This is a genomic window from Paraburkholderia sp. GAS348 (assembly GCF_050434205.1).
Lineage (GTDB): Bacteria > Pseudomonadota > Gammaproteobacteria > Burkholderiales > Burkholderiaceae > Paraburkholderia.
The window spans coordinates 12740-27243 of sequence record NZ_JBNPVT010000017.1 but is presented as its reverse complement, the minus strand read 5'-3'; the positions used below and the strand labels follow the sequence as shown (position 1 = coordinate 27243).

At 55.8% G+C, this 14504-nt stretch carries 12 protein-coding genes and 1 pseudogene; 5 read left to right on the top strand and 8 right to left on the bottom strand.

The genetic code is table 11. From position 1 onward, the window contains the following. Positions 1-288: 288 nt before the first annotated feature. Both P3T22_RS23985 and P3T22_RS23980 read left to right on the top strand, forming a co-directional pair. Positions 289-2370 carry a hydantoinase/oxoprolinase family protein gene (locus P3T22_RS23985; protein WP_429326328.1) on the top strand — a complete coding sequence of 694 codons (2082 nt, stop codon included), beginning with the start codon at positions 289-291 and terminating at the stop codon, positions 2368-2370. Continuing rightward, entirely contained in the window at positions 2370-4283 is a 1914-nt protein-coding gene (locus P3T22_RS23980) for a hydantoinase B/oxoprolinase family protein (protein ID WP_429326327.1), read from the top strand. The genes P3T22_RS23985 and P3T22_RS23980 overlap by 1 nt, the downstream gene beginning before the upstream one ends. Before the next feature lie 285 nt (positions 4284-4568). Here P3T22_RS23980 and P3T22_RS23975 read toward each other — a convergent pair whose 3' ends face one another. Continuing rightward, positions 4569-5474, bottom strand: a complete 906-nt coding sequence (locus P3T22_RS23975; RefSeq protein WP_429326326.1) for an IclR family transcriptional regulator — start codon at positions 5472-5474, stop codon at positions 4569-4571. Between the two features lie 374 nt (positions 5475-5848). Here P3T22_RS23975 and P3T22_RS23970 point away from each other — a divergent pair. Continuing rightward, positions 5849-5995: pseudogene (locus P3T22_RS23970) on the top strand (transposase); the annotation flags it as partial. A gap of 91 nt (positions 5996-6086) precedes the next feature. Here the strand turns inward: P3T22_RS23970 and P3T22_RS23965 are convergent. Then, positions 6087-6905, bottom strand: a complete 819-nt coding sequence (locus P3T22_RS23965) for an enoyl-CoA hydratase-related protein (RefSeq protein WP_429326325.1) — start codon at positions 6903-6905, stop codon at positions 6087-6089. Between the two features lie 621 nt (positions 6906-7526). Here P3T22_RS23965 and P3T22_RS23960 point away from each other — a divergent pair. Both P3T22_RS23960 and P3T22_RS23955 read left to right on the top strand, forming a co-directional pair. Next, the gene (locus P3T22_RS23960) at positions 7527-8231 is read left to right on the top strand and encodes a CoA transferase subunit A (RefSeq protein ID WP_429326324.1); all 705 of its coding nucleotides are present in this window, start codon (positions 7527-7529) and stop codon (positions 8229-8231) included. 10 nt (positions 8232-8241) lie between these two features. Then, complete coding sequence (locus P3T22_RS23955; protein WP_429326323.1) at positions 8242-8880, top strand: 3-oxoacid CoA-transferase subunit B; 639 nt, start codon at positions 8242-8244, stop codon at positions 8878-8880. Here P3T22_RS23955 and P3T22_RS23950 read toward each other — a convergent pair. The 6 genes from P3T22_RS23950 to P3T22_RS23925 form a co-directional block, all read right to left on the bottom strand. Then, on the bottom strand, positions 8877-9155 hold the full coding sequence (locus tag P3T22_RS23950; protein ID WP_429326322.1) for a hypothetical protein: 279 nt from the start codon (positions 9153-9155) through the stop codon (positions 8877-8879). The two genes, P3T22_RS23955 and P3T22_RS23950, sit on opposite strands and share 4 nt — an antisense overlap. A gap of 124 nt (positions 9156-9279) precedes the next feature. Beyond that, entirely contained in the window at positions 9280-10449 is a 1170-nt protein-coding gene (locus tag P3T22_RS23945; RefSeq protein WP_429326321.1) for a porin, read from the bottom strand. A 746-nt stretch (positions 10450-11195) separates the two neighbouring features. After that, positions 11196-11645: a PaaI family thioesterase gene (locus tag P3T22_RS23940; protein WP_429326320.1), complete on the bottom strand. Its 450-nt coding sequence runs from the start codon at positions 11643-11645 to the stop codon at positions 11196-11198. A gap of 259 nt (positions 11646-11904) precedes the next feature. Next, entirely contained in the window at positions 11905-12183 is a 279-nt protein-coding gene (gene catC, locus P3T22_RS23935; protein ID WP_429326319.1) for a muconolactone Delta-isomerase, read from the bottom strand. Positions 12184-12269: 86 nt separating this feature from the next. Continuing rightward, positions 12270-13397 carry a muconate/chloromuconate family cycloisomerase gene (locus tag P3T22_RS23930; protein ID WP_063499043.1) on the bottom strand — a complete coding sequence of 376 codons (1128 nt, stop codon included), beginning with the start codon at positions 13395-13397 and terminating at the stop codon, positions 12270-12272. Positions 13398-13502: 105 nt separating this feature from the next. Further along, complete coding sequence (locus tag P3T22_RS23925; protein ID WP_429326318.1) at positions 13503-14426, bottom strand: LysR family transcriptional regulator; 924 nt, start codon at positions 14424-14426, stop codon at positions 13503-13505. Positions 14427-14504 lie beyond the last annotated feature (78 nt).

Genomic DNA, 14504 nt, shown 5'->3' with positions numbered 1-14504 from the left:
ATGACAATATTGCCTGGAGGCGGATCGCCGGCACGCGCGAGATAAGCGCCACGTCTGGCCAGCTTCATCGCGCTACGCGACATCTGTTGCCCGGAAACGCGAACACTGATTTGTCCCTCCTGCCAAAGCGCGACCACTGCCAAGTCGAGATTTCGGACTTGGGGCGATGCGTACATAGCATCTGTCTACGTGATTTCCCGTAGCCGCCCGACTCGACGTTGACATCCCGAAGCTTCGCGCCTACATTAGGTAACGCTGTTACCGTAAACATGAATGGGCGTATGACACATGACACAGACCGTAACTACTCGCGCCCCAAGGCGCGTGCGAATCGCCGCCGACGTGGGTGGTACGTTTACCGACGTCACCACTTTCGATGTTCAAACCGGTGAATTGAGACTGGGAAAAGCGCTCTCAGTGAACGAGAAGATCGTTGACGGAATTAATGCCGGGGTTAAGAAGGCCGGCTCCAGCTTCGACGAAGCGTCTCTGTTCCTGCACGGTGCGACGGTTGCCATCAACACCATCCTTGAGCGGAGTGGTGCCAAGGCAGCGCTTGTTACAACAAGAGGCTTCCGCGATGTATACGAGATCGGTCGAATTAACCGTCCGGACGCCTACAATCTTTTTTTCAAGAAGCATGTGCCGCTGATTCCGCGTTCCGCTTCGTTCGAAATTGCGGAGCGTGTCGGAGCAGACGGAGAAGTTCTCGAGCCTCTCGATCGCGATTCTTTGGAACAAGTCGCCCGGGCGCTCGAGCGCGCTGGTGTCGATTCAATCGCGATCGCCTTCATCAACGCTTATCGAAATCCCGAACACGAAATTGCTGCGAAGGAGTTTTTTGCGCAACGCTTCCCAGGGATGTTCATCTCGGCTTCACATGAACTTTCCCGTGAATATCGCGAATTCGAACGCACCTCCACGGTTGCGGCGAACGCCTACGTTGGCCCTCGCGTACAGAAATACCTCGATGAGATTGATATCCAGCTCAGAAAGGAGGGTTTTGACGGACGGTTTCTGATTGTTCAGTCTACCGGTGGTCTCTTCGATCTCCCGCAAGCCCGGAAGGAATGTATTCGCATGCTGGAATCGGGACCTGCCGCCGGCGTGATTGGTGGGCGAGCGCTCTGCGAGCAGATTGGCATTGAGGATGCCGTCACCTTCGACATGGGGGGGACCACCGCGAAGTCCGGGGTCATCGTTGGCGGTGAAGCACTGGTTTCCAATCAGGTGATGATCGGGGGATATGCGCAGGGGCTGCCCGCACAGATTCCGATGATCGATATCCAGGAGGTCGGGACGGGGGGTGGGAGTATCGCCCGCCTGACGGCAACCAAGGCGCTGCGTGTCGGGCCGCAAAGCGCGGGTTCGAATCCCGGACCGGCGTGCTACGGGCTGGGTGGTGTCGAGCCGACGGTCACGGACGCAAACCTGGCGTTGGGTCGACTTTCGGCCGATCGTTTTCTTGGGGGCGACATGAAGCTCGACACGTCGCTTGCCAAGGCCGCATTGGATCGCTTTGTCGGCGAACCGCTCGGACTCTCTACCGAAATGGTGGCGGATGGAATCATCCGGATTGCTGCGACGTCGATGGCGAACGTTGTCAAGCGCGTGACTACGGAGCGCGGTCTGGACGTTCGTGATTTCCCGATGATTGCAATTGGCGGCGCCGGTCCGCTGCACGCTTCTCTCGTCGCGCGCGAGTTGAGGATCGCCAAGGTGATTATCCCGAATGCGCCGAGTCATTTTTCCGCATACGGCATGCTGGTTGCCGACCTTCGCCGCGATTTCGTTCAAACAATGTTCACGCGGCTTGCCGAACTCGATTTTTCGGCAGTCGTCGGATTGCACGAGGCGATGGAGCGACAGGGCGTGGCGGACATCGAGCAGGCCGCGGGCCAGACCATCGAGATGCTGTTCACGCGTAGCGCGGACATGCGATACGTGGGTCAGGAACATGCGGTTACGGTAGAGGTCCCGCTTGCGGCATACGAACATCAGGACATGGCGATGTTCAAGTCCTGTTTCGATGCGGAGCATTTGAAGCGCTACGGTTTTTCCTCGCCTGAACAGGATGCTGAAATCGTGAGCATCCGGTCTTCCGTTGCGGGATTGATGCCAAAACCGACCGTGCAAGCATGTGAGAGCCGCAATGGCGATGCGCTGCGTGAAAGCACATTCCAGGACGTGTATTTCGACGGTCACGGTTATGTCAATACTCCTGTCTACCAACGCGTATTACTTGCGCAGGGAGACAGAATCGAAGGTCCGGCCTTGATCGAAGAAGCGGCTACGACGACGGTTTTGTTCCCCGGTGATGTTGCGAACGTGGACGGTTGGGGAAATATTATTATCAACGTGGGGTTGTAATGAACCAATCTATTGAACTCGCTACTCCCGCGGTCGTGCGGGTTGACCCAATCATCTCCGAGATTGTCCGGAACGGCCTTGTGGCTGCGACCGAAGAGATGAAGACAATCTTGACCCGAACCGCCTATAACGTGATCATCTACGAGGCGCTCGACTTCACGACGGGATTGTTCGATGCACAGGGCAATACATTGTCGATCGGCCTCGGATTGCCCATGTTCATGCGGGGCATGAGTGTGACGGTCAAGGCAATGATGGCGCATTTCGGTGAAGCGGGAATACATGAAGGTGATGTCCTGCTGACCAACGACGCGTACATTACCGGCAGTCACCTGAACCACATCACTGTCGTTGTGCCGATTTTCTACAATTCGCGGATCGTTGCGTTTTCAGCCTGCATGGCACACTGGCAGGATATTGGTGGTACGCCTGCCGGCATGTCCCTGGACATTTACTCCGAAGGGCTTCAATTACCGTTCCTCAAGCTTTATCGACGGGGTGAACGTAATAACGATCTGGTGGACATCATTGCGATCAATGTCCGCAACCCCGAGCTCGCACTCGGTGACCTGCGTGCTCAGGTAGGCGCGGCCAAGGCCGGCGAGAAGCGCATGCAGGAAATGATCGAGAAATACGGGAGCGAGTCTGTTCTTGGCGCATTGCAGTCGATTTTTGACCAGAGTGACGCTGCCGCTCGAACAGAGGTGAGCAAGCTTTCCGACGGCATCTATGAAGCGGAATCTTTCCTTGACGATGACGGCGTGTCTGTCGGTGAGCGCATCCGCATCAAAATCCGCGTGATCGTCAAAGGGGACAAGATCACGGTCGACTTCACGGAAGTGAGCCCGCAAGTAAAGGGGTATTTCAATTCCGGCCCATCGACCGGGCTGGCTGCTGCACAAGTTGCATTCAAATGCCTGTTCGCCGGCACCGAGCTGCCGATCAACGACGGCTGCTTCCGTGCGCTCGATGTCGTGCTTCCGCCGGGCACCATCGTATCGGCGAACAAACCCGCGCCGATGAAATGGTGGATGACATTTCCGATGACCGTGGTCGACACCATTTTCAGGGCGCTCGCTCCGGCATGTCCGGAAAGCGTGATAGCCGGTCACCACGCTGATTTGGCCATGCGGTATCTTTATGGCATCAATGATCGAACCGGACTCCCTGAAGTCTTTTACGTGGGTCTCCAGGGCGGAGGATGGGGAGCCAAACACAACGAAGACGGCATGTCTGCGACCGTGGCAATCAATGACGGCGATACTCACAACAGCCCCGTCGAGCAGCTTGAGGCAAAACACCCGATCGTCGTCGAGCGGTACGAATTGCGAGCGGATTCGGGCGGCGCCGGGCGGCAGCGTGGCGGCCTCGGCACGGAGCTGAGTGTTCTGATGAAGCAGGACGTTCTGTTCACGACGGCAATCGAACGCGTAGAGTGTCGACCGTGGGGGCTCTTTGGCGGACTCAGTGCACTTGGCAATGAAGTTTCAGTGACCCGGACTGGCGCGGACGAGGTACGTTATCCAACTGGCAAGTTATCCTCTCAGAGCCTTCTCAAAGGGGAGTCAATCAACGTTCGCACGGGGGGGGGAGGCGGCTTTGGCCCTCCTCTCGAACGTGACGTGCTCGATGTGGAACGGGACGTGCGCGAAGGCTACGTGACGCTACGCGCCGCCCGCGATAAGTATGGCGTCGTCATTGATCCGCTTACCGGGATGGTGGACGAGAACAGAACTGCGGCGCACCGGCAGCATCTGCAGGACGCTCAGTTGCCAAAGGACAAGCCGTTCGCGTCCGATGATCTGTCCGAAGACCAGCGCACGTTGCAAAAACAGCTGCTTGATCAGGCGGTTGAGGTTGAGCGCTCGCTGCAATCGGCAGGTGTCCCGTGGACCTGGACGCGCTGTTGTTAACATAAGCGTTCGACGTGCGCTGCGCCTGCGGTGCAGCGCCACCGCATTGCACGATTCGGATGTCTTGTGTGCGGAGGTCATGGGACGACACCGAAAGGGGCGCCCCATGACCGAAGCAACAAGCATGAAGAAGAACGATCCGGACACGCGAAGCCTGGGTCTTTGGGACGGCCTCAGCATGCGAGATTCCTGACATCTCGACGGAATTCGAAATTTCAGCGCGCGCCGCTATATGCGACGGCGCCCTGATATAAGGATTTTTGCGAGCGGATCAGCTCAAAGAGGTCAAGTGTTGGCGCGTGTCGGCCAAACTTCGGCGAGATGCTCAGCCGTGGAAATCACATCAGGAGCGCATGCAATGAAGCGCTCTCGATCCATGCGCGGCGTTGGCGCGGCCATACTGACTACCCCGACACACTCGATTTCTCCGCTGGCATTTCTGGCCATGATGGGCGCCGCAAGCGTCGCGACTCCGAGTTCCCGCTCCTCGTAGCTGATGGCGAAGCCTTGCGCCCGGCACGTCTTGAGATCATCGAGAAATTGGTCCCGCGAAGTGATCGTGTATGGCGTATACGCGACAAACGGCGACGGACCAATGATCTCGCGGACACGCGCCTCCGGCAGAGTCGCGAGCCAGGCTTTTGCGGTGGCGTGTGCGTGATAGCTCAGTTCGTGGCTGTAGACTGAATCGATCATCAAGCCCCATTGCTTGCCGGTCTCTGAGTGGACCCAGATTGGAATGCCGTCTTCGATGACGGCCAGCCTGGTGTGCTCACCCGTTTTCTCCGCAAGCGTGTGCAAGATCGGAAAACATTCGCTCAGAAATCTTCCTGTGGCTAGCTTTCGGAGTCCAAGGTTGCTGATCTTGTAGGTCAGCTTGTACGCCAGGGTTTCGCGATCCTGCCGCAAGTACCGCAGCGCTAACAGGCTGGTGACGATGCGAAATGCGAGATTCTTGTTGACGTCAAGATGGCGCGCGATTTCGGTGACGGACATGCCAACCTCGGAATCTGCCAGTAGCTCGATTATCCGCATCGTGCGCGCTACGGTAATCAGCGCATCGGGTCCCGCAGCCGTGTCGGAGGAGGAGCCGTCATTGCCCTCGTCAATCACAGTTTTGACCGATTGTGCCGCCGATTTGTTGCGACGGGGTTTGGCGGGTTCGATTGCTTCAGAAGCGTTCTTTTTCAAGTGTTCCCCGATTCAGAAAGGTTGAAAGGCCAAGCTTCGATAGTATTGTAAACGCTCGATTTTTGGCACTACGCCCAAATTATTGCGAGTCGCTCGGGCCCTTTCGAATGGTATCGCGTCAGGAACGGCTTCCTGATGGCGTTTCGGGCTCCTCGGGCCGGCTCCCAAGCTCGTCGTCGTCCGCAGATGGCGGCCGCCATCCGAGCCTGTGTAAAAATGCGTTGATCGCCTGAACTGGATTGACTCGTTCAGCCCGTCTTCTACCATCCGACGGTGCTGCTGAATATCTACATTGGTGCGCAAATTCGGACAGCCGGATAAGTGGGTCGGCCGGGGCTTGAGTCAGCGACAATGCTGACAAAGGAACCGGAAAGATGACGAAGAGAACTAGACGGACACACTCAGCGGCGTTCAAAGCGAAGGTGGCACTGGCAGCGCTCAAAGGCGAGCGGACGCAGGCCGAACTTGCGCAGCAGTTCGATGTGCATCCGAACCAGATCACGGAATGGAGACGGCAGTTGTAGAAACGCGCCGCGAACGTGCGCGAAGAACAACAGTACAAGCAGACGCAGCGCGGTCGCCCTGGACCCGAGACGGCCTACCGCAAGATCATCAAGCGTCTTCTCCTTCAGGTTTCGCGCGCGATTTTAGATAGACTTCGCGGAAGCGTGGCTTGCGCTTCTCCAGGAATGCATGTACGCCTTCCTGCGACTCCTCAGTCCCGTAGTAGAGTGCGAGCGCCTGCATGCCAAGTCCGCCGATCCCCTTGATCGAATCCGTGTCCGCATTAAACGAGCGTTTTGCAATAGACAGCGCCGTCGGGCTCATTGCGAGGATTTCCTCGCACCACTTATCGACTTCGGCGTCCAAGTGATCATGTGGCACGACAGCATTGACTAAGCCCATGTTTAGCGCCTCAATTGCCGAATACCGGCGGCACAAGAACCAAATCTCGCGAGCTCGCTTTTCGCCGACCGCTCGGGCCAACAACGCGGTTCCGAACCCCGGATCGACAGAACCCACCTTCGGTCCTACCTGACCTAATTGTGCTGACTCCGACGCAATCGCAAGATCACAGCAAGTCACCAGGACATTGCCTCCGCCAATGGCATATCCATTGACGCGGGCAATCACAGGCTTCGGACACTCTCGAATCGCGCTTTGCAGCTCTTCAACGGGGAGCCCGATCAGACCGCGACCGTCGTATCCGCCATCGTGCGCAGACTGATCGCCACCGGTACAAAAAGCCTTGTCTCCTGTGCCAGTCAGAACCACCACGCCCACAGTTTTGTCCCACGATGCAGAGCTGAACGCATGAATGAGCTCTTCGCAGGTTTGTCCTCGAAACGCGTTATATTTTTTTGGACGGTTGATGGTAATACGGGCAACGCCCCCTTGCACTTCATACAGGATATCAGTGTATTCGCTCATCGTGTCCTATGCCTGATCAATCGCCCTTATCTCTCGACTTGGGGCGCAATGCCCGAAATGAAAAATTAGGAATGCCCGTGTCGCGAGAATGGCAGCTCGGAAAAATTAAAAAAATGTAGTTTCCCGACCCGCCAAACGCTATATATTTTGTGGGTCCCGAAATTCATTATCCATTTTTTACCAGGCAGCGAAATAGAAAGCGCGCACGGCCACTGTGCATTTAAGCACGCAAAGGTACCTGCCGGTGCGCCCGATAGGATTACTCATGCGCGAACGGGTGAGACGGGATTCTTGCATTTTCCCCTTGTTAGGACGTATCGAGCGAAGCCGGATGCGCGCCACCCCCTCCCGAAGTCATGGCGGTAGTGGCGGGTGAATAGCAACGAGGTCCTGCTAACGGAGCGTCTAACAATTACTGTGCAGATTCGCACACCAAACATGCGTCGATTGCCGTTGCATCGAATGCTCCCCAAGTACAGAATTTTGAAAAAAGGTCGGATGAAAGTGCTTTATACGATTGGGGTCAGCTTACACACTACTGAACCACATCTTTGATCCGGTGAGTGGAAATCCCGCTTTTATTGCCGCGGAGTTCCATTTTTTTAAACCAAAGGACTTGGCATGGGAAAATTATATAGCTCTGCGGATGAGGCGCTAGCTGACATCGTTATGGACGGCCAGACGGTTGCTATTGGGGGATTCGGGGTATGCGGCATTCCTGAAAAGTTAATTTTGGCACTACGCGATAGCGGTAAGACTGGACTAACTTGCATAAGTAATAATGCCGGGATCGATGATTTTGGTTTGGGCATTCTTCTAAAAACTCGCCAGATCAGGCGGATGATTTCTTCTTATGTCGGGGAGAATAAGGAGTTCGAGCGGCAGTATCTGGCTGGAGAGCTCGAACTGGAGTTCACTCCGCAGGGCAGTCTTGCCGAGCGATTGAGAGCGGCTGGTGCGGGAATTCCTGCGTTCTTCACCCGTACTGGCGTGGGAACAGTAATCGCCGAGGGTAAAGAAGCGCGTGACTTTGATGGGAAACGCTACATCATGGAAACCGCATTGCACGCTGACGTTTCTTTGGTAAAGGCGCACATGGCAGATCGCTCCGGAAACCTGGTGTTCTCGCGAACCGCCCGAAATTTCAATCCCGACGTTGCGATGGCTGGAAAAATCACCGTCGCTGAAGTTGAGAAAATTGTCGAAATCGGGCAGATCGATCCTGACGATGTTCATCTGCCGGGCATATTCGTTGACCGGATTGTCGTCAACAGCGACCCGCAAAAGCCCGTTGAACGACGAAGCTTCCGCACACGTAGCAATTGAGAGGCTAACAATGGCTTGGACCCATGAAGAGATGGCTGCGCGCGCTGCCGCAGAGCTTCACGACGGAGATTACGTAAATCTCGGAATCGGACTTCCGACAAAGGTGGTTGACCATGTCCCCGAGGGAATGCAGGTGTGGCTTCAATCGGAGAATGGCCTTATTGGAATCGGACCTCCGCCCTACGAGGATGAGATTGACCCCGATCTGATCGACGCTGCGAAACAAACGATTACAACGGTTCCCGGTGCTTCAATCTGCTCGTCCTCAATGTCGTTCGCGATGATCAGGGGTGGCCATATGGACCAGTCGATACTTGGGGCCATGCAGGTAAGTGAGGGCGGAGACCTTGCGAACTGGATGATCCCCGGCAAATTGGTCAAGGGCATGGGCGGCGCGATGGACCTTGTCGGGGGCGCGCGGCGCGTAGTCGTTCTGATGGAACACAATACGCGCGCAGGCGATCCGAAGATTCTCCGTCGCTGCTCCCTTCCGCTGACAGGGGCAAATGTAGTAAACCGGATCATTACGGATCTCGCGGTAATCGATGTGACTGACCACGGACTCGTAGTCAAGGAACTAGCCCCCGGCATTTCGCGGGAAGCGTTGCAGAGGCGTACTGAACCGACCCTGTCGTTCGCCATCCTTTAGTTTTCTGGTTTCACACCGTAGTTTGAAGTGCGCCGCAGCAAGAACCCATTTTCAATGGGAGGCGCACTCATTTGTCCCTGATCGAGCTGATGACCTCGGCCTACAGGCCTGGGATGAAGCTGCACGCGTTCACCATTGATGCGCAGGTTTAACTGCCTGGCTAGCAGGCCTTCGTACGGCTTGATCGCTGTGCTATTGACCAGATGATGTACGGCAAAACCGGCGGCCATCAGTCCGTCGACGAGCTGCAAGAATGGCCGGATGTAGAGTTGCATCCTATCCTGTCGCTCAATCATGTTAAAAAGGTGGCTTCCGCCCTTTGGGGACGGCTAGCCACCTAACTCTTACGGCCAAATCCTAACTAATCTGGCTGTCGGCCGCTTGATCGGCTGGTGTCCATCAGAATAGGTGATAGATGCCAATACGGGTAGCGATCTGATGGTTGTTGCTCGACGCATCACCCGTAAGGCCGTTAAAGATGGCTGCGTTTGTCGCCGCTCCTCCAGCCCTTTGCCAGATAGCTATCGCATAGATTGACGTGCGCTTCGACAGGGAATATCCCGTCGTCACGCCGACCTGGTGGTAGACGGGCACCGCCTGGTTATAGCCGATATGGCCGTGCGTGTAGTTGTACGCAATACCGGCATACCACGCCGCGTTAATGTTGTACTTTGCCCAGGCTTCATAATTCTCGAATTTGACAGTGCTGGTAGTGCCGTTTGCATCATCAAATTTTGTATTCGTATAGTCGACACCGATCGTCGCCGATCCTACGGTGTAGTTGACACCTGCGCCGAACACCTGCTCATTGCCTGGGTGTCCGACATAGCTGAAAGGTCCGCCTGCTCCGATTGCTGCGCCGGTCGTATTTGGTACGTAGTCGCCATCCGACAACAAAATCGCTGGATCCTTCGCGTACAGATATGCCCCAGCGACATTGAGTCCCCCGACCGAGTACGTTGCACCGACACTCCACAGGCCTGTTGTCCCACGGCCTGGCGCATTCGTATTAGTAAACGAATAAAGCCCTCCAAATTTCAGACCGTTGAGATTCGGACTCGTATACTTGACGGCGTTGTCCACTCGAAACGAATTAACGGTATTATCAATGTCACCGCCGTGCACGTTTGCACCGCCGAAATTGCCTAGTCCGGTCATTGGCTGAAGGTAGTCCACAATGGAATCGTATTGACGACCCAACGTGACGGTGCCGAACCGGTTGTCTGAAATGCCGACGTACGATTGCCGGCCAAAGAGACGACCCCCTTGAAGCATTTTGCCATTTTCAGTGCTGAAGCCGGATTCGATCTTAAAAACGGCACTTAGGCCGCCACCCAGATCTTCAGAGCCACTAAGCCCCCATCGGCTACCATAGACGCCATCGTAAGTGCCGTCCTGCATATGCCAGATTGAGTGCCCGCCACTATTGTTCGTGTAATCGATACCCTCGTCAATAATGCCGTACAGCGTTACGGACGATTCAGCAAAAGCGCTTGATGCGATCAATGCAGAAATAACGCCAACAAGAAGTGCATTTGTCGGCAAATCTCGGCGAAGAGAGTGACTCATGGTGTGACGCTCCTCCAGTTGTATTTAGATATTTTCGATTAAAATTCCCCAAGCTTATTGCTTACTGCGTGCCCAGACTGCTAGATTTATAGATATTTATTATTCGAAATTTCATTATCCATGTTTTACTGCGCAGCGAAATAGAAAGCACGCACAGCGGCTGTGCTTTTATGCACAGAGAGGCACCAGCCAGCGGGCTCGATGGGGTTCCTGCGACCGACCCGGGCGAACCGAAGTCCTGCACGCGCTTCTGTCCTGGTCGCATCGAACGAAGCCACCTTGTGACATTCCCGAATTCTCAGCTCGACTCCATACAGCTACCCGCAATTTCGTGCAAAATTGCACAATGGATGTGCGCGGTTGCTATTTTCGGGTGACCAGGAAAATGAACAATCAGACTCCAGAACTGAAAATAGCATGTCGCCCTGCATGATGATCTCGATGAATCATGGCGAAAAATATATTAACTAATATTCGTCGGGTTCTGATTGCCATTCCTATAAAGGCGGCACGAGAAAATTGATCTTCTGTATTTTTAAATCTGATTGAAGATTTTACTGGCGAGTATTGGCAGCCAGCCTTCTCGTAATGGCTACTTCGATGCATCGCTCGTGAATGGCACTGAGAAGGCCGTCATGTCGCCAGGATCATGAAACTCATCACCCAGGCTTCTTACCGGGCGAATTCGGTCATCGTCCTGCAGGAGACGAATTGCACGTCGTGCTGGCGAGGACACGGGTATCGGCTCATTTGGCGATGACAAGGAGAGTCGAAGTCGCGGAGGCGTAAAGCTTCCCGGCGTCATCCTTCAATGTCGCCTCGACGAACGCTGCGCGACGGCCAATGCTCAAAACGCGGCCTTCCGCGCGAAGCTTACCGGTTTCGTGTGTAATGGCTTTGTGGTACGCCACTTTAAGTTCCAAAGTCGTATAGCCCTGCTTTGCCGAAAGTCGGGAGTGCGCTGCGCAGCCACATGCGGAATCGAGAAGGGTAGCTGCGTATCCTCCGTGTACGGTGCCGATGGGGTTGTAGGCGCGCAATGACGGCACGCCCTCGAAAGCGGCGAATCCTTCCCCAACCTCGACAAGACTGAACTCGAGGGTTTCGCCAATGGGCGGGCGACCTCCCATTTCTATAAGCTTGCGAAGCTGTTCAAGCCCAGTCAGGCCGGACGGTAGTTGCTCTACGAGGTTCATTCGACAGACTCCAGACAAAAGCGCTATTTTAGTGCCCCTCGCGAGCGCAACAGGATCTCGTCCGACTGTTTTGGGCCGGGCTCGGCCCGAGCGAGCATTTGTCCGGAGAGTCCGTTTGCGATTCCAGCGATGTAATGACGCTCCGGGTCACGGTGGGTGTCGGGCCCCAGCGGTAACTGCCGACACGGACCAGTTCCCTTTCGGAGCGGCAGAGGCTAACGTACCGTCGGTGTCGGGATTCAAGGCATCCGTTGCAGCGTCAGCGGATGGACGACGGATGACGTGCAAGCGCGGTCACCTTCATCGTCATATACGGAAACAACGGCAGACCCGAGAGAATGGTGTGCAGTTCGTCGTGCGAGTCGACGTCGAAGATGCTGTAGTTCGCGTACTCACCGACCACCCGATGCAGTTGCTGCCACTTACCTTGCCGTTGAAGCTCCTGAGCGTATTCCTTCTCGCGAGCCTTGATTTCATCGGCTTGAGCAGCCGGCATGTCGTGTGGCAGGTGTACGTCCATTCTTACGAGATAAAGCATGGTTCTCTTCCAAAAAATGTGATGCTCCTGCCGGTTCCGTGGCAGGAGAGAGTCGAAGTGACTGGTTCTGCGTTGAGCGTGTGTGCTCAGATGTTTTTGTCGCGACGGTAGAAGGCGAGCTTTTCCTCATCGATATGGAGGCCCAGGCCAGGTCCTTCTGGCATATGAAGGTCGAAGTCCCGATATTGGGGGCGCGCAGTGACGATGTCGTCTTTCAACAGGAGAGGTCCGAACAACTCCGTACCCCAGGCAAGTTGCGGAAGGGCACTAAATCCGTGCGCCGATGCAATCGACCCAATACTACCCTCAAGCATCGTGCCGCCATAGAGGGAGACACCGGCTGCATCCGCGATGGCGGCTGTACGCATCATTCCGTAGATTCCACCGGACTTCGCAATCTTCAGTGCAAACACGTCCGCACAGGCGCCGCGCACAAGTTCAAGCGCATCCTCCGGGCCAGTCACCGCTTCGTCGGCCATGATGGGTACGATGAAACGCGATGCAAGTCTGGCGAGTGCTCCGCGCTGCTCTCGCGGAGTGGGTTGCTCGATGAGGTCGATGCCAGCAGCTTCGAGCGCCTCGATTCCGAGCGCTGCGTCAACTTCGTTCCAGGCCTGATTCACGTCGACCGTGACTTTGGCGCGGTCGCCGAGCGCGGCTTTGATCTTCGATACGTGCGCTACGTCATCACGAACGCTACGGCGGCCAATCTTCAGCTTGAATGTATTGTGACGACGTTCGGCCAGCAGCGTTTCTGCCTCATCGATGTCTCGTTGTGTATCACCGCTCGCGAGTGTCCAAAGGACCGGAAGCGTCTTGCGGACAGCACCGCCAAGAAGGGTCGAGACCGGGACACCCAGGCGCTTGCCTTGCGCGTCCAGCAACGCTGTCTCGATTGCGCATTTTGCAAACCGGTTTCCACGCGCGACCTTGTTCAGCTTGAGCATTGCGTCGTTGATGTTGGTCGCGTCTTGCCCGGCAAGTGCGGGTGCAAGGTAAGTGTCGATGGTCAGCTTGATGCCTTCGGGACTCTCGTCGCCGTACGACAGACCGCCAATCGTAGTGGCTTCGCCAATACCCTCGATGCCATCGCTTGAGCGCAGACGGACGATGACCAGGGTTTGCTGCTGCATCGTCGCCATCGCTAGCTGATGCGCGCGAATAGTTGGGAGGTCAACCAGAATCGCTTCGACGGAGGTGATTTGGGCGTTCATACCTGGAATGTTGGAGTTGAGGGGTTGCTGAAGTATTGCGCGCCCAACAATCGGCTGTCCAACACCATTGACGTCTAGTGTCATACCCACGAGGTATGCCGGAAATTACCGCCCCCGGTCGGCAGCGGGCGTATGGGGTATCCGTTCCTCCTCGTACAGCCGATAGATGAGTTCGAGCATTTCCCGAATGTCCCGCGACTCGTCGAGCATGCGCGTGCTCATGATGATTGGGGAAACCAGCGTGGGGTCGTCCAGCTCTTTGTAGCTCACATCATCTCGCTTCAGGCCGTACACGCTGCTCGGTACGACAGAAATTCCTTCCCCCGCTGCTACGAGACCTAGCGCAATCTGCAACTCTCGAACTTCATATATCCGGCGCGGCTTGAGACCACGGTCTTCGAATGCCGACAGCACCTGGTCTGCATAACTGGGCCGCGGCGCCTTAGGGAAAATAATCAGGGTCTCGTTGACCAGGTCGCCAAGAGCGAGGACAGGCTTGGCGAGTGCGAGGGGATGGCCCTCCGGGTAGGCAACAATCATCTTCTCTTCGCGAAGGATCACCCGGCGGATGTTCGCATCCTCATGACGAATACGGCCGAACCCGACATCAATCACACCGTCCTTCAGCGCTCTAATCTGGTCCATCGTCGACATCTCGTGGAGGCTGAGTTCGACCGTGGCGTTCTCGTCGCGGAAGCGACGGATGATTTTTGGCAGCATTCCGTACAACGTCGAACCCACGAAACCGACAGAGAGGCTGCGCTCGATGTTGCCCACGCGCCGCGTCATTGATTCGAGTTCGGACGTCTGAGCCAGCAATTGGACGGCATGAGCATAGAAAAACTTACCCGTCTCTGTTAGCTTCAACGGGCGCGAGTCGCGCTGGAATAGCTGCACCTCAAGAATCTCTTCAAGTTGCTGTATCTGACGGCTCAAAGGCGGTTGGGCCATGTTCAGCCGCTGTGCCGCGCGCGTGAAATTGCGTTCCTCGGCTACGGCGACGAAATAGCGAAGATGCCGCAGTTCCATTTCAATACCCCATGGATATAGATCGATACTAAATCAGTGTTGGACGAGGTCTTCCGGTGTCCATTATTCTGCATTCAC

Bases quoted from the DNA above. Each gene is read 5' to 3' on its own strand.
- P3T22_RS23985 (WP_429326328.1), top strand. From the start codon at position 289: ATGACACAGACCGTAACTACTCGCGCCCCAAGGCGCGTGCGAATCGCC.
- P3T22_RS23980 (WP_429326327.1), top strand. From the start codon at position 2,370: ATGAACCAATCTATTGAACTCGCTACTCCCGCGGTCGTGCGGGTTGAC.
- P3T22_RS23965 (WP_429326325.1), bottom strand. From the start codon at position 6,905: ATGAGCGAATACACTGATATCCTGTATGAAGTGCAAGGGGGCGTTGCC.
- P3T22_RS23960 (WP_429326324.1), top strand. From the start codon at position 7,527: ATGGGAAAATTATATAGCTCTGCGGATGAGGCGCTAGCTGACATCGTT.
- P3T22_RS23955 (WP_429326323.1), top strand. From the start codon at position 8,242: ATGGCTTGGACCCATGAAGAGATGGCTGCGCGCGCTGCCGCAGAGCTT.
- P3T22_RS23950 (WP_429326322.1), bottom strand. From the start codon at position 9,155: ATGCAACTCTACATCCGGCCATTCTTGCAGCTCGTCGACGGACTGATG.
- P3T22_RS23945 (WP_429326321.1), bottom strand. From the start codon at position 10,449: ATGAGTCACTCTCTTCGCCGAGATTTGCCGACAAATGCACTTCTTGTT.
- P3T22_RS23940 (WP_429326320.1), bottom strand. From the start codon at position 11,645: ATGAACCTCGTAGAGCAACTACCGTCCGGCCTGACTGGGCTTGAACAG.
- catC (WP_429326319.1), bottom strand. From the start codon at position 12,183: ATGCTTTATCTCGTAAGAATGGACGTACACCTGCCACACGACATGCCG.
- P3T22_RS23930 (WP_063499043.1), bottom strand. From the start codon at position 13,397: ATGAACGCCCAAATCACCTCCGTCGAAGCGATTCTGGTTGACCTCCCA.
- P3T22_RS23925 (WP_429326318.1), bottom strand. From the start codon at position 14,426: ATGGAACTGCGGCATCTTCGCTATTTCGTCGCCGTAGCCGAGGAACGC.